20 protein-coding genes are annotated in these 18,737 nt (G+C 67.9%); 13 read left to right on the forward strand and 7 right to left on the reverse strand.

The genetic code is table 11. From position 1 onward, the window contains the following. The first annotated feature begins 155 nt into the window (after nt 1–155). Nucleotides 156–629: a GtrA family protein gene (locus VMD50_RS13180; protein ID WP_325428186.1), complete on the forward strand. Its 474-nt coding sequence runs from the start codon at nt 156–158 to the stop codon at nt 627–629. Between the two features lie 60 nt (nt 630–689). Here the strand turns inward: VMD50_RS13180 and VMD50_RS13185 are convergent, their stop codons facing one another. Continuing rightward, nucleotides 690–2,147, reverse strand: a complete 1,458-nt coding sequence (locus tag VMD50_RS13185) for a phospholipase D-like domain-containing protein (protein ID WP_325428187.1) — start codon at nt 2,145–2,147, stop codon at nt 690–692. Between the two features lie 47 nt (nt 2,148–2,194). Beyond that, nucleotides 2,195–2,362, reverse strand: a complete 168-nt coding sequence (locus VMD50_RS13190; protein WP_325428188.1) for a hypothetical protein — start codon at nt 2,360–2,362, stop codon at nt 2,195–2,197. A gap of 186 nt (nt 2,363–2,548) precedes the next feature. Here VMD50_RS13190 and trhA point away from each other — a divergent pair, with 186 nt between their 5' ends. Next, nucleotides 2,549–3,262: a PAQR family membrane homeostasis protein TrhA gene (gene trhA, locus VMD50_RS13195; RefSeq protein ID WP_414686059.1), complete on the forward strand. Its 714-nt coding sequence runs from the start codon at nt 2,549–2,551 to the stop codon at nt 3,260–3,262. Nucleotides 3,263–3,406: 144 nt separating this feature from the next. Here trhA and VMD50_RS13200 read toward each other — a convergent pair whose 3' ends face one another. After that, entirely contained in the window at nt 3,407–4,264 is an 858-nt protein-coding gene (locus VMD50_RS13200) for an LLM class F420-dependent oxidoreductase (protein WP_325428189.1), read from the reverse strand. A gap of 232 nt (nt 4,265–4,496) precedes the next feature. Between VMD50_RS13200 and VMD50_RS13205 the strand changes: the two genes are divergently transcribed. The 7 genes from VMD50_RS13205 to VMD50_RS13235 all read left to right on the forward strand — a co-directional run bounded on the left by VMD50_RS13205 (nt 4,497) and on the right by VMD50_RS13235 (nt 9,850). Next, nucleotides 4,497–5,462, forward strand: coding sequence for a metal-dependent hydrolase (locus VMD50_RS13205; protein ID WP_325428190.1), 966 nt, complete (start codon nt 4,497–4,499; stop codon nt 5,460–5,462). Next, the gene (locus VMD50_RS13210) at nt 5,459–5,647 is read left to right on the forward strand and encodes a ferredoxin (protein WP_325428191.1); all 189 of its coding nucleotides are present in this window, start codon (nt 5,459–5,461) and stop codon (nt 5,645–5,647) included. The genes VMD50_RS13205 and VMD50_RS13210 overlap by 4 nt, the downstream gene beginning before the upstream one ends. 4 nt (nt 5,648–5,651) lie before the next feature. After that, complete coding sequence (locus VMD50_RS13215) at nt 5,652–6,866, forward strand: NAD(P)/FAD-dependent oxidoreductase (protein WP_325428192.1); 1,215 nt, start codon at nt 5,652–5,654, stop codon at nt 6,864–6,866. A 36-nt stretch (nt 6,867–6,902) separates the two neighbouring features. After that, nucleotides 6,903–7,868: a 2-hydroxyacid dehydrogenase gene (locus VMD50_RS13220; RefSeq protein ID WP_325428193.1), complete on the forward strand. Its 966-nt coding sequence runs from the start codon at nt 6,903–6,905 to the stop codon at nt 7,866–7,868. A gap of 66 nt (nt 7,869–7,934) precedes the next feature. Beyond that, nucleotides 7,935–8,357, forward strand: coding sequence for a nitroreductase family deazaflavin-dependent oxidoreductase (locus tag VMD50_RS13225; protein ID WP_325428194.1), 423 nt, complete (start codon nt 7,935–7,937; stop codon nt 8,355–8,357). A 97-nt stretch (nt 8,358–8,454) separates the two neighbouring features. Beyond that, the gene (locus VMD50_RS13230; RefSeq protein WP_325428195.1) at nt 8,455–9,273 is read left to right on the forward strand and encodes a formate/nitrite transporter family protein; all 819 of its coding nucleotides are present in this window, start codon (nt 8,455–8,457) and stop codon (nt 9,271–9,273) included. Nucleotides 9,274–9,409: 136 nt separating this feature from the next. Next, entirely contained in the window at nt 9,410–9,850 is a 441-nt protein-coding gene (locus VMD50_RS13235) for an ATP-binding protein (protein ID WP_325428196.1), read from the forward strand. Nucleotides 9,851–10,175: 325 nt separating this feature from the next. On the opposite strand, the gene VMD50_RS13240 is transcribed toward VMD50_RS13235, so the two are convergent. Together VMD50_RS13240 and VMD50_RS13245 are read right to left on the reverse strand one after the other, a co-directional pair. Continuing rightward, nucleotides 10,176–11,534: a WS/DGAT/MGAT family O-acyltransferase gene (locus tag VMD50_RS13240; protein ID WP_325428197.1), complete on the reverse strand. Its 1,359-nt coding sequence runs from the start codon at nt 11,532–11,534 to the stop codon at nt 10,176–10,178. A 60-nt stretch (nt 11,535–11,594) separates the two neighbouring features. Further along, a complete protein-coding gene (locus VMD50_RS13245) occupies nt 11,595–13,619 on the reverse strand; it encodes a 4-alpha-glucanotransferase (protein ID WP_414686060.1) in 2,025 nt (674 codons plus the stop codon). A gap of 321 nt (nt 13,620–13,940) precedes the next feature. On the opposite strand from VMD50_RS13245, the gene VMD50_RS13250 reads away from it, so the two are divergent. After that, nucleotides 13,941–14,825 (forward strand): cyclopropane mycolic acid synthase family methyltransferase, encoded by an 885-nt coding sequence (locus VMD50_RS13250; protein ID WP_325428198.1) that lies wholly within the window; start codon nt 13,941–13,943, stop codon nt 14,823–14,825. A gap of 109 nt (nt 14,826–14,934) precedes the next feature. Beyond that, nucleotides 14,935–15,456 carry a single stranded DNA-binding domain-containing protein gene (locus VMD50_RS13255; protein WP_325428199.1) on the forward strand — a complete coding sequence of 174 codons (522 nt, stop codon included), beginning with the start codon at nt 14,935–14,937 and terminating at the stop codon, nt 15,454–15,456. Nucleotides 15,457–15,459: 3 nt separating this feature from the next. On the opposite strand, the gene VMD50_RS13260 is transcribed toward VMD50_RS13255, so the two are convergent. Both VMD50_RS13260 and VMD50_RS13265 read right to left on the reverse strand, forming a co-directional pair. Continuing rightward, entirely contained in the window at nt 15,460–16,353 is an 894-nt protein-coding gene (locus VMD50_RS13260; RefSeq protein WP_325428200.1) for an SCO6745 family protein, read from the reverse strand. Between the two features lie 66 nt (nt 16,354–16,419). Next, nucleotides 16,420–16,995 (reverse strand): hemerythrin domain-containing protein, encoded by a 576-nt coding sequence (locus tag VMD50_RS13265; RefSeq protein WP_325428201.1) that lies wholly within the window; start codon nt 16,993–16,995, stop codon nt 16,420–16,422. A gap of 135 nt (nt 16,996–17,130) precedes the next feature. Here VMD50_RS13265 and VMD50_RS13270 point away from each other — a divergent pair, with 135 nt between their 5' ends. Together VMD50_RS13270 and VMD50_RS13275 are read left to right on the forward strand one after the other, a co-directional pair. Beyond that, on the forward strand, nt 17,131–17,577 hold the full coding sequence (locus VMD50_RS13270) for a hypothetical protein (RefSeq protein ID WP_325428202.1): 447 nt from the start codon (nt 17,131–17,133) through the stop codon (nt 17,575–17,577). A gap of 75 nt (nt 17,578–17,652) precedes the next feature. Beyond that, nucleotides 17,653–18,726, forward strand: coding sequence for a ketopantoate reductase family protein (locus VMD50_RS13275; protein ID WP_325428203.1), 1,074 nt, complete (start codon nt 17,653–17,655; stop codon nt 18,724–18,726). Nucleotides 18,727–18,737 lie beyond the last annotated feature (11 nt).

An 18,737-nucleotide genomic window follows, 5' to 3' on the forward strand; every position in this document is an offset into this window, starting at 1 on the left:
GGCCGGGGCAACAGCCACCGCGTCATCGATCTCGTCGGCGAAGCCTGCAACCGCGACCAGTGTCTGCCGCAGCTGCCTGAGCGCCGCTGTCATGCCCCGCGGAGAGTTGGCCAACTGATCACGCGGCGGATACCTGACCGTGGCACCGTACCCGTGTGCGTGCTGAATTGCGTTCCGGCCGATCACGGCGGGTCGACCGATTCCATCGGTTCTGCGAGGCGGTCGTCGGTCGGCTTCCGTTCGGGATCGGATCGGTCATCGCGCCGACCTTCCTCGGCTTCTGCCTCATCAACGGCCTCACCTTCAGCATCGACCTGGCGATCCTCACGGGTCTACACAGCGGGCTCCGCCTTCCGGTGCCGGTCGCCGTCACAGTCGCTTACGCGTGTGCGTTCGCCCTCAGCTACGCGCTCAATCGGACCTTCAACTTTCGGTCCCATGCGCCGGTCGGACCCCAGGTTGTGGTCTACGTCGTGGTCGTCATCGTCAATTACCTGGCGTTCATCCTCGGGGTGTCAACCCTATTGGCGGCGATCGGGGTGCACTATCAGTTGTCGCGACTCGTAGCAGGTGTTTGCGAAGCGGCGTACATGTACAGCGCGATGAGATGGATCGTTTTCCGCCGCTGAATTGAGCTTGAAAATCGTGCGTTAGTGCGTTGGAAGGCATCGATCTTCGCCGGCAAGCGATCACGGGGACAGTCTTGCGATCAACCGTCGCATGCTGCGGGTCAGCGATCGCGGAACGTGGTCCGGATCCATCAATTCGTTCTCGGCCAGCGGGCTGTCCTCGTTCGCCACGGCCCGGCTCGTGAACCGCCGCAGCGTCTTGCCCTGACCGCGGAGCGTCTCTACGGCCTCCAAGAACGACTTCCCTTGTCGCATCGTCCGTTCGAATTCGCCGGTCGGCACATCCAAGTGTTCATATACCAGTTGGTGCCGCACCGACTCGATGGCCCGCCGGATATGTTGATGCGCCTCGGCGTTCGGGTCCGCCTCGACGGCGAGGTCGCACTCGCTGTCGAATCCCAACGACCGGTTGTTGAAATTCGACGAGCCGATGCGCAACAGCCGATCGTCGACGATCAAAACCTTCGAGTGAACGTAGATCGATGACCCGCCGTCGGTCTCCGGCCAGTAGACGCCTAACCGACGGTGATCATCGGCGGCCCAGAGGTCTTGGATCAGGCGGTGGCGGGCACCGTCCATCGTCTCCCGCTCGAGGCGGTTCAACCCTCGACGAGGAATGACGATGACGACCTCCGGCCCGTCGCGTTCCCTGAGCCGGGCGGCCAGCGCCTCGACAACCGACCGGGCCGCCAGGTACTGGTTCTCCAGGTAGACGGTGCGGCGCGCCGCCGCGATCGCGGCGAGATTGAGCGCCTCTACCTCGCGAACCTCCGCACGATCATCCAGCGTGGGCAACGTACGCGCGATTCCGACGTCGATCCCGCGCAAACTCGGCCGCAACCCCGACGGCCAGACGGTATGCGCGCCGTTGACCGGGTCCAGCGATTGATCGGTCGCGCTCTGCCACCTGTCGCGGGCGACCTCGGCGAGGGCGGCGGCCGCGGCGCCGTCCACCGCGGTGGCGACCTCGTGCCGAGGGCCGTACCGGCGACCGAGCGCTCGGCGAAACCGGTTGTCGTGCTTGTGTTCCGGGGTGTCCCAACGGTCCAGGGTGAGGTCGATGCCGCCACAGAACGCCAAGACATCGTCGACGATCACGATCTTCTGGTGATGGACAGAACCGGTCGGCCGGGCCCCGTCGATGGCCAAATGCAACCGCCTGCTGCTGAGCCGATTCACAACCGACACCGGGGTGATGCCGTACCAGATGCCGTCGAACACCGGCAGCAGGCGCAGATTGGATTTCAATACATGGATCTCCAGAGTCGGCCTTCGCCAGAGCAGCCAATACAGGAAAGCGCCCAACTGGTTGGGGCCGGCTAATTTCTGCCCACCCCGTTCGAATGCCGCCCTGGTGTCGAAGTCCCAGCCGACCAGCATGATTCGATGTTTGGCGCGCAGCATCGCCGCCTTGACGTGCCGGAAATAATCGGCGGCGTCGATGGTGTAGCCCAACTGGTCAGCCCGCTCGACCCGCCAGCACGTCTGCCCTGTGATCAGCAAGCGGTCGTCGCGCATATCCGGTGGGCTGAGGGTATAGGTGGCAAGGCGCGGCAGCAGCGTCTCTACCGCGTGCTCTCATCGGGGAGGTCGCGCCGGGACTGGTGCAAACCGGGTCCGTCCGGGTCGTCGTTCTGGTGCTCCAGCTTTTCCTGCAGTTCCCGTTGCTCGGCGGTGGCCTTCCTCGCGTCTTCGGGCGCGGGCGGTGGGTCGATGTTGACTTGCTGGTCCACGCGGCATCTCCTCCAGAGCTCCGACTGATGTTTCTAGGCAGGATCTCCCGAATCGCACAATTCGAAACCCTATTCACAGACGCCACATAGCGCTTGCACAGGGTGCGGCGAAATGATCCGGGCAGGCTCTGAATTACCTGGTATTGCGGCACTTAACGCCGAATGGCGTGAGAGTGGGGAGGGACATTGAGCTACCAGATCGATGTGGCCCCACAGCCTGAGCCGTTCGGACCGCCCGCTGTTGTCGCCGGCGCCCTGACCAAGCCTCGGCTGCGCGGCTGGATCCATCAATACTGCGCCGTCGCGGCCGTCATCGCGGGTGCGCCACTGGTGGTGGTGTCGTGGGCGGAGGCGTCCAAGCGGGCTGGGCACTCGACGCTGACATACACCCTCGCGATAGTGGCGATGTTCGCCGTCAGCGCCGTTTATCACCGCGTCCACTGGGAGTCCGCGGTCTTCCGGAATTGGATGAGGCGGCTCGACCACTCGATGATCTTCGTGCTCATCGCCGGCACCTATACGCCGTTCGCGAGGCTGGCCATGCCCCGCGGCACCGGGCACGTGGTGCTTGCGATCGTCTGGGGCGGCGCGCTGGCCGGAATCGCGCTGACACTGTTCTGGCCGACCGCCCCGCGCTGGCTGGGGGTGGCGCTCTATCTGCTGCTGGGCTGGGTGGCGGTCTGGTACACCGGGCTGATCCTGCACAACGCCGGAATGGCCGCGACGGTGCTGCTGGCCGCCGGCGGCGCGCTGTACAGCGTCGGTGCGCTGTTTTACGGGCTGCGCTGGCCCGACCCCTGGCCGACGACGTTCGGCTATCACGAGGTGTTTCACGCCTGCACCGCGCTCGCGGCGATCTGCCACTACATCGCGATCTGGTTCGCGGTCTTCGGCCGATAGCCTGTTGACCTAGTCAACCGGAGGAATGACCAGCGTCACCAACCCGATTCCGCCACAAGATCTTTCGGGAATCGTCCGACACCGCCCCCCAGGACCTGCCCCGCGGCTGGTCCAGCCGCACCGACTGACGGACCGAAACATGCGTCACTTCAGGTCAGCGGCGACCCGCTCGAGTGCGGCGAGGTGGTCGTCGACGGTCGCCAGGCCGGCGTTCATGGTGTTCACCGAGAGGTGGGTGGCCCCGGCGGCTTTCCAGTCGGCGATGTCGGCGGCGGCCTTGTCGGCATCGCCGGTCCAATTGACCCGGCCCTCCATCCCGAGGCCTCCGGTATCGCGGCCCGCGGCCGCCGCCGCGCGCTCCACCTGCTCACGCGCGTAATCGAGACCGGGTCCGGGCCCCATCATCGGAAACCAGCCGTCGCCGAGCCGTCCGGCGCGTTCGTAGGCGCGCTCGGAAGCCGCGCCGAACCACACCGGGATCGGCCGCTGGATCGGCATCGGGGCGAGGCCGGCGGCGGTCACCATGTGGTACTTACCGTCGAAGGTGACCGACCGTTCGGTCCACAGCTTGCGCATGACCTCGACCTGCTCCTCGGAGCGCTTGCCGCGGTTGCTGAACTGCTCGCCGAGCGCCTCGTACTCAACGGCGTTCCACCCCAACCCGATACCGAGCCGAAACCGCCCCTCGGTCAGCAGATCGACCTCCGCGGCCTGCTTGGCCACCAACACCGACTGACGCTGCGGCAGGATGATGACGCCGGTGACGAGTTCGAGCGAGGTGACCGCGGCCAGGTACCCGAACATCACGAACGGCTCGTGAAATGTCGAATCGATGTCGTAGGGCCCCTGCCAGCCCTGGTGCACCGCCGGATCGGCGCCGACGACGTGGTCGTAGGCGAGGATGTGGGTGAAGCCCAATTCCTCGACGCGCCGCCCGTAGGCACGTACGACTGCGGGGTCTCCACCCAGCTCGGTCTGCGGGAACACGACACCAATGCGCACTGAGCGTTCAACCGAATCGCACCGCGATTATTTCCGCCCGCCCACCCGATAGGCCCGCGGCCTCGCCCAGTAAACACACGTTCACAGCGAACTCCAGCGAACCCGGTACCGCGGGTACGCATGAGTCGCGGTGTGTGTGGGTACCCGTCCCGTTGGACGGTCGCGAAGTGGCGGCCCGCGTTCCGCCCTTGGATCGGCCGCTTCCTCAAAAAGACGAAGGGGAGAGCATCTGATGCCCGAGGTCCAACTTCACCACGAAGGACATCCGAAGTATCGGCGGATGGTCCGCTTCGACTGGTCGGAAACGCCGCTGCACTGGGTGCCCGGCGACCCGTTCTCGACGCACATGATCAACGTCCTGCACCTGTTGCTGCCGGAGGGCGAGCGGCATTTCATCAAGGCGGTCCTCGAAGCGTCGTCGCTGGTCGACGATCCGGAGTTGGAGGCGGCGATCAAGCCGTTCATCCAGCAGGAGTCCTGGCATGCGTGGGCGCACCAGGTGGTGCTGGATCACCTGGCCGAGCAGGGGATCGACACCAAGCCGTACACCGACCGGCTCGGGAGGCTGTTGTCGAGGACGCTCGGCGATGCGCCAAAGTGGTTTCCGCCGGCGATGAAGCGGTGGTGGCTGTACCGGCGGCTGGCCGACGTGGCCGCGCTGGAACATTACACCGCGATGCTGGGCCAGTGGGTGCTGACGAACCGGGGCCTGGACTACGCGAAGGCCGACCCCATGATGCTCGACCTGCTGCGCTGGCACGGCGCCGAAGAGGTCGAGCACCGGTCGCTGGTGTACGACGTCTACCAGCACGTCAGCGGCAACTACTGGATCAGGGCGTTCTCCATGTTCTTCACTACGCCGCTGTTCATCGCCTGGTGGGTGGCGGGTGCCCGCTACCTGATGGCCCAAGACCCGACCACCGACCAAAAGTGGCGCTGGCGCGATTGGCTGTGGGCCGCCCGCGAGTACCGGTTGCCGGGCCCATGGAAGCTGATGGTGACGACGCCGGTCCGGTACCTGCGGCCCAGCCACCATCCCAATGACGAGGCGTCCACGCAGATGGCGGTCGACTACCTGAACTACTCGCCGGTGGCGAAGGCCGCCCGGGAGCGCGCGCTGTCCCAGGCAAAGTCACCGGATCAATCCCAGGGGATCGAGACTTCAGGCAACCGAGCTCGAAAGGTGGACGTCCGATGAAGGTTTCGGTGGATCTCGACACCTGCGACGGCAACGGCGTGTGCATGAGCATCTGCCACGAGGTGTTCGACGTACGGGAAGACGGACTGCACGTCCTCCAAGACGAGCCACCGGAGGAACTGCGCCAGCAGTTGATCGGCGCGGAGGTGTCGTGCCCCACCCAGGCGATCAAGGTGAAGGAGTGATCCGATGCCGAGCCGTCAGCTGAGGGAGGTTGTCGTCGTCGGTGCCGGCGTGGCGGGGACGCGCGCGGCGGAGACCCTGCGACAGGAGGGCTACGACGGTGGCCTGACCATCGTGGGGGCGGAGCGGCACGCCCCGTACCACCGGCCGCCGCTGTCCAAGAAACTGCTCACCGGCCAGGTGCACCGGGCCGGTGTCGACTTGGCGCCGCAATTCGAGTTGGAAGCGCGCGTGTTGCGGGGAGCATCGGCGATCAAGCTCGACCTGTCCTCGCGCACCGTCCATCTGCGCGACGAAAACCAGGACCTGGCTTTACAATTCGATGGGCTGGTAATCGCCAGCGGTGCGACGCCGCGCGAATGGCCGGGCGCCCCGGTGCCCGATGGGGTGCTGATGCTCCGCACCGTCGAGGACTGCCTGGCGATCCGGGAACGGCTGGGCTCGCGACCGCGGGTGGTCGTCGTCGGCGGCGGATTCATCGGCGCCGAGGTGGCCGCCAGTTGCCGATCCATCGGGCTGGACGTGGTCTTGGTCGAGAAGGCGGCCAGCCCGCTGCTGGCCGCGTTGGGCAAGGAGCTCGCGCCCCGCTGGGCCGAGCTGCACCGGGAGCACGGCGTGGATGTTCGGCTCGGCGAGGGCGTCGAGGCCTTCGTCGGTAACGGGCGAGTGGAGGCGGTTCGGCTGACCGATGGTTCGCGGGTTCCGGCCGACGTCGTCATCGTCGGACTCGGCGTCATCCCCGCGACCGACTGGCTGGACGGCTCGGGGTTGTGCGTGGACGACGGGGTGGTCTGCGACGCCACGGGAGCGGCGGAGGGCGACACCGGGGACGCCGCCGTCGTGGCCGCCGGTGATGTCGCGCGCTGGTGGCATCCGCTGTACGAGCGGCACCTGCGCACCGAGCACTGGGACGACGCCGGGCGTCAGGGCGCGGCCGCGGCCCGGACGCTGTTGGCGGGCCCGGACCGCGCCGAGACGTACGACGAGTTGCCGTATTTCTGGTCCGACCAGTATGACGTCAAAGTCCAAATGCTGGGCGTGCCAACGGGTTACGACGCGATCAAGGTCGTCGAAGGCGATCCCGACGCGTGGGAGTTCGTCGCCGCGTACGGACTGGGCGGCCGCACCATCGCGGTGCTGGGAACGATCCCCAATCGCGTGTACGCCTACCGCGACGCCATCACCATTCGCGCCGAGTTCCCGCCGAAGCGGACGCAGTAAGAAGCGAGGGCGTTCGCGCGTCGTCATGATGGACGCGTGACGGTGAACAAGACCAACGCGGTGCTGCGGGTCGGCAAGTTCGAGCCCACCTTCGCCGACGAGCTGGCCCTGCGATACGACGTCCCCTCCCTTCCCGACGGGCGGGAGCGCGCCCAGTTCCTGGCCGAGCATGCGGCCGACATCCGGGTGGTCGTGACATCGGGCCAGCCCGGTGTCGATGCCGACACCATCGCGGCGCTGCCCAACCTGGAGGCGATCGTCAACAACGGAGCCGGGGTGGACGCGATCGACCTGGAGGCGGCGAAGCGCCGCGGTATCGGCGTGAGCAACACTCCCGACGTCCTGTCGGACACCGTCGCCGACACGGCCCTGGGCCTGATCCTGATGACGCTGCGCCGTTTTGGCGCGGCCGACCGTTACGTGCGGGCGGGTCGATGGGCGCGCGACGGCCAGTTTCCCTACGCCAGGGACGTCAGCGGCCTGCAGGTCGGGATCCTCGGCTTGGGCCGGATCGGGTCGGCCATCGCGGCCAGGCTGCTCGGCTTCGACTGTGCCATCGCCTATCACAACCGCCACCCAATCGAGGGATGCCCCTACCGCTATGCGGAGTCGCCGGCGCGGCTGGCCCAGTCGGTCGATGTTCTGGTGGTCGCCACGACGGGCGACCACCGGACGCGCAAGCTTGTCGATCGCACCGTCCTCGAGGCCCTGGGTCCCGACGGCTACCTGATCAACATCGCGCGCGGCAGCGTCGTCGACCAGGAAGCGCTGGTGGAGTTGCTCGTGGGTGGCGGGCTGGCCGGAGCCGGGCTGGATGTCTTCGCCGACGAACCTCACGTGCCCGCCGAGCTGGTGAGCCTGGACAACGTGGTGTTGTTCCCTCATATCGGCAGCGCGACGGCGCGGACCCGCAGGGCCATGGCGTTGCTCGCGATCCGCAACCTCGACAGTTACCTCGACACCGGAGAGCTGGTGACACCGGTGTTGCGTCCGCGTCGATGACATCGTGTCGGTCGAGTTCGCGCTTGGTGGGGAATGGATCGGCCGCGCGGCCGCGTTGAGAGGGCCATGACGGACGGGATTGAGCTGAGCCCCAGAGATTGGGTGCGCGACCAGACCGAACAAATTCTGCGACAAGGCACGACGGACGGGGTCGAGATCTTCGACCGGCCCGTCGTCCTGATGACCGTGACGGGGGCCAAGTCCGGCAAGCAGCGGTACGTGCCACTGATGCGCGTCGAAAAAGACGGTCGTTACGCCATGGTGGCGTCCCAGGGCGGCGCTCCCTCCCACCCCTCGTGGTACTTCAACGTCAAGGCCAACCCGACGGTGACGGTGCAGGACGGCGAGAAGGTCGTCGCGCGCACCGCGCGCGAGCTGGAAGGGGCTGAGCGAGAGCAGTGGTGGCGGCTGGCCGTCGAAGCCTTTCCGCCTTACGCCGAATACCAGACGAAGACGGCCAGGCAGATCCCGGTCTTGGTGCTGGAGTAACACGCCGAAGCGCCACTGCCTTATAACCAACGTCACACTCCGTCGAGGCGTGGCTCACCGATGAGCGGGTATTCACGGCTGGCCGTGAGAACCCGAAATGAGTGAGACGATTCAACGCCGGCTCGGCGAATACGACAGCCCGATCGAGGACCGGCTCGAGGACGCCTTCAGCAGGATGCTGAGCGAGGGCACCCAACGCATGCACCGCTCCTGGCGCGGCGTGCTGGTCACCGGCTTCTTCGGCGGCACCGAGGTCGCGTTGGGCGTGCTGGCTTACCTGTCGGTGCTGCATGCCACCCACCAGCCGCTGCTGGCGGGTTTGGCCTTCTCGATCGGCTTCCTGGCGCTGCTGCTGGGCCACAGCGAATTGTTCACGGAGGGCTTCCTGGTGCCCGTCGTCACCGTGGCCGCCAAGCGCGCCGGCATCGGGCAGCTGCTCAGGTTGTGGGGCGGGACGCTGTTGGCCAACCTCGTCGGCGGCTGGGTGATCATGTGGCTGATCATGACCGGGTTCCCCCAGTTGCACGAGCAGACGGTCGAATCGGCCACTCACTTCGCCACGGCGCCGATGTCGGCCCAAACTCTGTCGCTCTCCGTCCTCGGCGGGATGGCGATCACGTTGATGACCCGGATGCAACACGGCACCGAGTCGGTGCCCGGCAAGATAGCCGCCGCCGTCGCCGTGGCGTTTCTCCTCGCCGGCCTGCAGATCTTCCACTCGATCCTCGACTCGCTGCTGATCTTCGGCGCGCTGGTCTCCGGGCGCGCACCGTTCGGTTACCTCGACTGGCTGGGGTGGTTCACCTACACGGCGGTCGGCAATGTCGTGGGCGGACTGGGCCTCGTGACGCTGCTGCGGCTGCTGCGCAGCAAGGACCGGCTGCAGGAGGAGCGCGCAGCCGTCGACGCCTCATGACCGGGCTGGCCGGCGCGAATCATGCTGCGGCATCCGCGATCTCAACTGAGCGCAATCTGTGGCCGAAGCGAGACGCGGACGGGTTGTCGACCGGACGACGACTGGGTATGCGTGTTTTATGACCGCAGATCCACTGATGGCCGCCACCCCGCCGCGATTCGTCCGCGCCGGCGACGCCGACGCCGTGACGGCAACCGAGTTGCGCCATGCGCTGCGAGGGTGGCTGCACGAGGCGACCAAACTGCCTGCAAACGTCTGCGACGACATCGTCTTGGGCGTCGGCGAAGCGCTCGCGAATTGCGTTGAGCACGCGTATCGCGCGCATCGCACCGTCGGCACCATGGAGCTCGAGGCCACCCACGATCCCGCCGCCCGATCGATCAGCGTGTGCGTCAGCGACCGCGGGACCTGGCATCGGCCCTCGCAGGCGAAGCCCAACGACCCTCGGGCGTCGCGCGGCATCATGCTGATGCACGCACTGGCCGATCACTGCACCATCGAGGCCCGCCCTGGCGGCACCACGGTGTGCCTGGATTACACCACTGACGCAATGACCTTGAGGAGCAACAACATCTGACGCCTATGGGCCGGGTAGTCCGAGAACCCGCACAGACAAACCCTCCCGTATTCCACGCTCGATCTCGCCCCTCTGATCGGCCCCGCCGGCCGGAGCCGCCTCTCGGCAGTCGCAGCGAAGGCCGCCGTAGGGGTTTGGGTCGGCTCCGACCGCATCCGGGTCGGCCTGCGCGGGTGCCGTTCCCGTAACACAGCAGCCGGCGGCAATCACCAAGCCGCCCAGCACTTTTGAGACTGACATTGCGGACCTTCCGTCAGCGCCGATAACGCTTGTACCTAGAATGACGCGATCGAAAGGCGGTTCGTTCCACTGCCACCGCGCGCTTTCACGCGCCGAAAGCGCGCTCCAGATCCTTCAGCGACGTCTCCAAATGACCGAGCAGCCGCTGCACGTGCGGGACGCTGCGACGGCAGCCGACGAGACCGAAGTCCAGGTTGTCGGCGTTGTTGGTCACGGTGATGTTGACCGCTTGCCCGTCGAGCGGGATCGACAACGGATAGTTCCCATCCAGCCGGGCGCCGCGCCAATACAGCGGCTCGGAGGGCTCGGTCGAGACATTCGAGATGACGATGTTGAACGGCGGTGAGGCCGTCGAGAGATATCCGGGAATCAGCCCGAAGAACAGCCCGCCGATGTTGAACGCCGACAGAGCCAGCTGCTGCACCGGGGGCAGTTGCCGGAACACGTCCTTGGTGTCGCGGATCGACGAGCTGATGGTCTCCAGCCGCTGCGCCGGGTCGTCGAGGTCGGTCGCCAGGTTGCACAGGAAGGTGCCGACCATGTTGCCGCCACGGTCGTCGCCGTCCTTGCGGAGGTTGACCGGCACCATCGCGGTCAGCGGCGCGTCCGGCAGGGCGTTGTGCTCGAGCAGGTAGGCCCGCAGCGCCCCGGCGGACATGGCGAGCACCACGTCGTTCACCGTCACGCCGGCGGCCGACTTGACTGCCTTGATGCGGTCCAGCGACCAGGACTGCGCGGCCACCCGTCGAGCCCCGCCGATCCGGACGTTGAACATGCTGCGCGGCGCCCGGAACGGCAGGGTCAGCTGCTGTTCGAGCAGCGCGGCGCGGGCGAGCCGCACCGTTGACGGGGCCAACGCGAACGCCGACCCCGCGGTCCGGCCCAGCCGTTCGAGCGGCGACTCCCGCGTGCGGGGCTCGCTGCGTTTTCTCGGCGGGAGGTTCCACGGAACCCTTACCTCGTCGTCGCCCGGATCGGAGGTGAAGGCGCGCTGCACCAGCCGCAGCGCCGACACGCCGTCCATCAGGGAGTGGTGGTACTTCGTGTAGACGGCGTACCGCCCGTCCTGCAGCCCCTCGACGAGGTGGGCTTCCCAGAGTGGACGGTGGCGGTCGAGCAGGCTGCCGTGCAACCGCGAAGCCAGCTCCAGCAGGTCGCGGACGCGTCCCGGCTCCGGCAGGGCCGAGCGGCGGAGGTGGTAATCGAGCTCGACGTCCCTGTCGAACGACCACGCGACGTTGGTGATGCCGCCAAAGAAGGCCGGGTGCTTGCGGAACGTCGGCTGAACATCGGTGCACTCGAGCATCGCCTGATAGGACTCGCGGACGAAGTGCGGCCCGGCATCCTCCGGCGGCGCGAAGAGCTGCAGCGACCCCACGTGCATCGGATGCTCGCGTGACTCGCCGATCAGGAACAACGCATCCGTCGGCGATATCGGTTCCATGGTCGTCGCCCCATTCCTTTTCCGGGTTTGCCGTCCCTCGGACACCCGCTCTATCTCCTATTAACCGGAGCGGGTGTCGGCCACACCTGAATCTTCGGCGCCGGTGCCCCGAAAGGCGGCGGTGATCTCGCCAACCCGCGGGTCGGCGCGCAGCTGTTCGAGGGTTTCCGGCAGGGGCAGCCGCCAGTTCGGGTACTCGTCGACCGTCCCGGGCAGGTTGGGTTGCCGGAGCTCGCCGACCACGTCGTAAGGCGCGATCAACTTCAGCCGGCTCGGTGTCGAGGCCAGGAAGCGGTGCATCGCGGTGATGATCGCCGCGTCGTCCGCCTCGGACGGCGCAAGCAGCCCTTCGGAGCGCAGCAACGCCAGCCACTCGGCTCGTTCCTTCTGAGCCGCGGACTCCGCAGCGGGCACATCGTCGAGCAGACCGAGGTCGGCGCGCGCCCGCACATGCTCGCCGCGCAGGAATCCGGCCGCGGTGGGCAGGTCGTGCGTCGAGATGCTGGCCGCCGCGCGTGCCGGCCACCTTCTGGCCGGGAGAAGGGGCTCACCGGGCGCGTCCTCATCACGGGTGAACCACGAGACCGCCGACCCGAGCATCCCGTTCTCGGCCAGTGCTTGCGTGACCTCGGGTTCGACGGTGCCCAGATCCTCACCGACCACGATGGCTCCCGCGCGGTGCGCTTCCAGCGTCACAACGGCGAGCATCACGTCGGCGCCGTAGTGCACGTACGTTCCCCGATCCGGGCCGTCGCCGGGGGGAATCCACCACAGCCGCCACAGCCCGGCGACGTGGTCGATGCGCAGGCCGTCGGCGTGGCCGAGGACGGCGCGGAGCACGTCCCGCAGCGCCGCGTAACCGGTGGCGGCGAGACGGTCGGGCCGCCAGGGCGGTAGCCCCCAGTCCTGTCCGCGCGGTGTGAAGTTGTCCGGCGGCGCTCCGACGCTCACCCCGGTGGCGAACACGTCGGCCAGCGCCCAGGCGTCGGCGCCCTCGGGATCGACCCCAACCGGGAGGTCGTGCAGCACGCCCAGAGCCATACCGGCGTTTCGCGCCGTGTCCCGCACGGCGGCCAGCTGCTCGGCGCACCGCTGCTGCACCCAGGCGTGGAAGGCGAGCCTCGGCGCCAGCTCGCCGCGCGCCGCCGCCACGGCCGGCCCGGCGACATCACGCAGCGGCTCGGGCCAACGGGTCCACCGGCCGCCGTGCCGCTCCGCCAGGGCGCAGTAGGTCGCCCAGTCCCGCAATCCGCGGGAGCCGGGCGAATCGTCCAGCACGCTCGGCCGCCCCTCGGCCCGCCACAGCAGTTCCAGCGCCGCCCGCTTGGCCGCCCACACCAGGTCGTAGTCGATGCGCTCGGTGTTCGCCGAGACGCGTAGCGCGTCCAGTTCCGCGCGGGTGACCGGGTCGACCCGACGGTAGGCGTCGAGGTCCTGGATGCGCAGCGCCAACGGGTTGGCGAATCGGCGGCTCGACGGGGTGTAGGGCGAGGCCTGGACCGGATGCGTTGGTCCGGGCGCGTGCAACGGGTTGAGGAGCACCGCGCCCGCGCCGTGCGCACCGGCGGTCCAATCGATGAACTCCCGCAGATCGCCCAGGTCACCGATGCCCCAGGAGTTGGCCGACCGCAACGCATAGAGCTGCAGCATCCAGCCCCAGGTCGACGGAGCCGGCGGCACCTGGGGCGGCGCCGCCACCAGGGTGGCCTCCTGGCCGTCCCGCATGTGTAGCCGGTACCAGCCCGGTGCCAGCTCGCCGGGCAGCTCGTCGCGCAGCTCGATCCGTTCGCCGTCCTCGCCCACCAGGAGCGCGGCCCCGGGCAGCGGCTGAGGCCGTCCGCTCACGCGAACGGCGACCGTAGGCGGCACCGCTCGCGTGCGGTGACGCTCCTCCAGCCTGGTCAACTCGCGGCGCCGGTCGGCCCCGGAACGGGCATCGACCTCGAGCAAGCCCAGCACGCGGATCACCACGTCCGCGTCCACCTGGACCGGCTCGCGCCGCTCGTTGCGGTAGGAGGTGGCCACGCCATGCCCGGCGGCCAACCGGCGAAGGTCGTCCGATACCGGCTTCGGGTCCGCAATCACCCGGCCCGCTCCAGTAACCCGACGCAACCGATAAGGGCGCCGCCGGGGCGGCGCCGACGTTCATGCATTGCGCTGGTATACCCGGGCCGGGGTGTCTCACACTCACGTACCGGGGCCAGACGACGAATCAGTCTGCGCGACTTACGTTTCGGGGCGTCGGTGACTGCGCTGCGGAGACGGATCGAGCGGGCCTGTCGCCCGACGCCGGCAGGGCGTGCGGCGCCACCTCGAACGGCCGGATACACTGACAGGTCAGTCAAACTCGCGCGGCTGAGATCACACGCCGCTGAGCCCAGCAAAATCCACGTCAGGGGTTGTGCCGTGCCCGAAAATCAGAGGCAAGCCGTCAGCTTGGAGCCGCACTTCGACGACGTGCAGGCGCACTACGACCTGTCCGACGAGTTCTTCGAACTCTTCCTGGACCCGACGCGGACCTACAGCTGTGCCTATTTCGAGCGCGACGACATGACGCTGGAGGAGGCGCAGCTGGCGAAGGTCGACCTCTCGCTGGGCAAGCTCGGCCTGCAGCCGGGCATGACGCTGCTCGACATCGGGTGCGGCTGGGGCACGACGATCATTCGCGCCCTCGAGCGCTACGACGTCAACGTCGTCGGCCTGACGCTGAGCCGCAATCAGCAGGCGCACGTGCAACGACGCCTGGACCAGCATCCCGGCGCGCGAACCAAGCGAGTCCTGCTGCGGGGCTGGGAGCAGTTCGACGAGAAGGTGGACCGCATAGTGTCGATCGGCGCCTTCGAGCACTTCGGACGCGACCGCTACCCCGACTTCTTCAAGATGGCCTACGAGGCGCTCCCCGCCGACGGCGTGATGCTCTTGCACACCATCATCAAGCCCAGCGACGAGGAGTTCGCCGAGCGCGGACTGCCCATCACCATGACCAAGCTGCGGTTCATGAAATTCATCATGGACGAGATCTTCCCGGGCGGGGACCTGCCCAACGCCCAGGCCGTCGAGCAGCACGCCGCGAACGCCGGCTTCGTCGTCAAGCGGGTCCAGCAGCTGCGCCTGCACTACGCCCGCACGCTCGACACCTGGGCCGCCGCGCTCGAAGCGCACCGTGACGAGGCCATCGCGGTGCAGTCGCAAGAGGTCTACGACCGGTACATGAAGTACCTCACCGGGTGCGCCGACCTGTTCCGCGAGGGCTATACGGACGTCGCGCAATTCACCCTGGCCAAGGGCTGAACGGCCTCGCGCGGTTTATCGGCGTGGCGCTGCGGGTAACACCACGAGCAACAACCTGATTCGGTAAGCACCGGCATTTGTCGGCGTAAAACCGCAGGAAGGATTGACCGTGGGCGCCAAGCATCGCATGAGCGAATTGCCGGAGCAAAGACGACCGTCGGCGCACCGGAGCGTGCGGCGCAGGATGTCGGGTGCTGCCACGGTGTGCGAAATCGTCACCGGTGCGGTGGTGTGTGCCGCGTGCCTGACGGCGTTGGTGACCAACGCGGCCCAGCCCGAAAAGCCAACGGTCGAGGCGACCTTGGGGCCGGCCCCCGTTCCGCAGCCGGTGCGTCAGGAGGGGACGGTGATCGCCGTGTCTGCGGACTCGGTGACCGCGCGCAGCGCTGACGGGTTCACCCAGACCTACCTCGTCACCCCCAACACGACCCTCATCATTGCCGGCGACGGCCGATCCGTAACCGCCGCTTCACATTTCGCGATCAACGACCACGTCGACATTATCGGGACGATCAGGAACGGTACGGCGCTGGCCACCACGGTGGCCGACCGCGAAGCGACAAACGGCAACGGGTCACCGATGGATCACGTTGTGGCGCACCAGGTTGGCGCCGCATCCGATGGCGCCTGAGTCCTACCTTTCGGCCAAATGCGCGCTGCCGTCGTCTAAGTCGTCGCGGCGCAAGCCCATAGGAGTCGCGGCGGGGATGTCGCCGAAGGCGACCACCGCGCGGGTGACCGGGGTGAGCGCCTGGAACAGCGTCTCCACCTCGCCGTCGGTGAGCGCGTCGAGCGCCGACAGGGCGAGCGTGTCGGTGCCCGATTCGATGTCGTCCTTCAGCCGGCGGCCGGCCGCTGTCAGCGAGCCGTCCTCGTCGAGCAGCCCCCGCCCGGCCAGCCGCCGCTCGTGGTGACGCCACGCCGCCTCGTCATAGTCGCGGGTGCGGGCGATGTAGTCGCGCCGGACCCGCCCCGCCGCGGCGTGCAGCACGTTGGATTCCCGACCCGAGATGCCGGCGGCGGCCAGCACGGCCACGTGCGCATCGCCGCGCTGCTCGCGCAACAGCGTGGTCGCATGCCACAGCGCGGCGAGCGGGTCCTCCGGCCAGGGCAGCGCCAGGTTCGCGGCGAACAGCGCTCTCCCGTCGAGAGGCGCCTCGCGCGCCGCCCTGCCCGCCAATTCGGCTGCCAAAGCGACGTTTTCATCGCCGGTGATGCCATAGCGGCGCAGCGCCGCGACGGCGGATTCCAGTCGGGCGCGCAGCGCGGCTTCCGGGCCGGCGATCTCCCACGCAGTCGGCAGGGCCTTGGCGACCCGCTCGGGCGCGAAGTTGTAGAAGATCGCGGTCACCACCTCCCGTGGCACCTTGCCCAGCGGGGCCGACCGTGCGGCGAAGTAGCCCATCCAGAAACCCCGGTAGCCCAGCCCGTCCAACGCCGCCCGCGCTTCCGGCGCGAAGTAGGTCACGGCGTGCACCGGCTCGAATCGATCGAAGAAGCGTCGGGCCAATCCCGGTTCTCTGCGCACGGTCGCAGTTAACCACCCGGTGCCAGCCGCCGAGCGAACGGGCTCACTCCGGCCCGAACCGTCGGCTCATTGGCCTTTCAAGCTGCCTATGCCGAGTGAAAAGTCCGTGCGTTTGGACGGCGCCTTGTTCTCGACACTTTCGACGTACCGCGCGGGATCGCGGTCGACGATCGCCAACCCCTCGGTGGTGGGGTGCTCGGTCATGAACTCGCCGTATTGCCGGCCCAGGGCTTCGCGGAGGCCGATCGGGGCATTGCGACGAAAGTCCGACAATCCCTCCCGCTCCTCTTCGCTCATGTGGTCGTCGTTGGCCGACCGCGTTCGGTCGACCGCTGCCCACCACTCCTCGGTGCCGACTTGCGCGGCGTCGGCGTCGCGCACCCCGTCCCGAATGTCATTGTGATCACCGATTGCATCGAGCGTCTCGCCCTCGGGATCGTCGGTGCCGCGCTTCAGCAGCTGCGGGTAGAAGATCTTCTCCTCGATATAGGCGTGCACGTCGAGCTTGTCGGCGAGCGGACGCCACACGCGTTCGAGGCCCGAGTAATCGACCGGTTCCCGCGCGCGCAGCGAGTCCAGCTTCGCGAACTGCTCGCGGAACCAGTCGTGGTCGGCGCGGATCGCGACGGTGATGTCAGCCATTCAAGCCATCGTGTCCATGCGTGCGGGGCCAGTCAACCCGCGCCTGATCATCGGAATCATTAAGCCGGGTCTCAGCACCCACGGCCGCTGCGATGGTAGAAGTCGGTTGACACACCTGACGAAGGGAGCGCGGCAGTGGACACCGAGACCGTGGATCGCCAATTCGGCGCGTTGCAGCAGCAAGCTCAACAAACCGCGACCCTGATCCAAAGGCTGGCCGAAAAATTGGCCACCGCGGCCGGCGCGGGCGATCCCAACGCCCGCGAATGGGGACTGGACCTCAAGGAGATCGCGCTGGCGATCCGCGACGAGCAAAGCACCACCACGGAGCTTCTCCAGGCGATTCATGCCCTGGTCGACGGTCACGTCGCGGCGGCCGAACCCCCCGCCGCGCCCTACTACCCGCCACCCGCCCAATACGCGCAGCCGCCGCAGTACCAACCGCAGTACCAGCAGCCCGCCCCAGCCGGGGGTGGGGCGTTGCAGCATTTCCTGGGCGGACGCTTCGGCCAGGCGATCGTCACCGGCGCCGGCATCGGCATCGGCGACGACCTCGTCAATACGATCTTCGACAGACTCTGACCTGCAACGGCATTCGGGGCCTCGCCTTTCGGGCCAGACGCCCTGGATGCCGCCGGACCGATGGAAGGCGCGGCATTGGAACAGGCGGGCTCCGGTCGAGACGACCACCGATACGTGATCGTCGGCGCTGGCGCCATCGGCGGCACTGTGGGCGCCGTGCTGACGCGGGCCGGCACTCCGGCGGTACTGGTTGCGCGGGGCCGGCACGCCGAGGTCCTGGCCGGTGCCGGCCTGACACTGAGGACGCCCGACGGAACCTTCCTCACCGCCGTGACCGCGGCGTCCCGGCCCGGGGACGTGCGGTTGACCGAGCGCGACGTGCTGGTCTTCGCCACCAAGACCCAGCAACTCGAGGCCGCCCTGCAGGAATGGGTGGACCGGCCGGTGCATGGCCCGGATGGCGTCGTCGGGACCGCGGGCGAACGGCTGCCGGCGATGACGGCGCTCAACGGCGTTGCCGCCGAGGAGAAGTCGCTGCGCTATTTCCGTCGGGTGTTCGGCGTGTGCGTCTGGCTGCCTGCCGTGCACCTGGAACCGGGCGAGGTGATCGTGCGGTCGTGGCCGGTAGTCGGCCAGTTCCATATCGCTCGGTGGCCCGCTGCGCTGAGCACCCCGGACGATGCCGACTTCTTGGCTCGCCTCAGCCAGGAGTGGAGCGCCGCGGGGATCCGGGTCCGCCTCCCCGATGACCTCGCCCCCTGGAAGTACAACAAGCTGCTGAGCAACCTCGGCAATGCCGTCGGTGCGCTGACGGCCGAGGCGGCCGGCGCACGCGAAGTGGTGGCCGCGGTCCGCAGGGAGGGCGAAAACGTGCTACGGCATGCGGGCATCGAATTCGTCTCGTTCGACACCTCGACGGCGGCGCGGGCGGACGGACCGACCATACGGCCGATTCCCGGATGGGACGCGGGGTCCGGCAACTCGACCTGGCAGTCCTTCAGTCGCAAGACCGGCGACGCGGAGACCGACTTCCTCAACGGGGAGATCGTCCGCCTCGCCCACCGGCACGGGATCGTGGCGCCGCTCAACGCCGCGCTGGCCCGCGCCGCACGCACCGTGGTCCGCAACGGCCTTGGGCCGGGCCATTACTCGGCGGCGCAACTGGCCAAACTCGTCGGGATCGATGCGTCTACCCTCGCACAGGACTGACCCCGAGCGCC

The sequence above is a fragment of the Mycobacterium sp. genome, assembly GCF_035506235.1.
Classification (GTDB): Bacteria; Actinomycetota; Actinomycetes; order Mycobacteriales; family Mycobacteriaceae; genus Mycobacterium.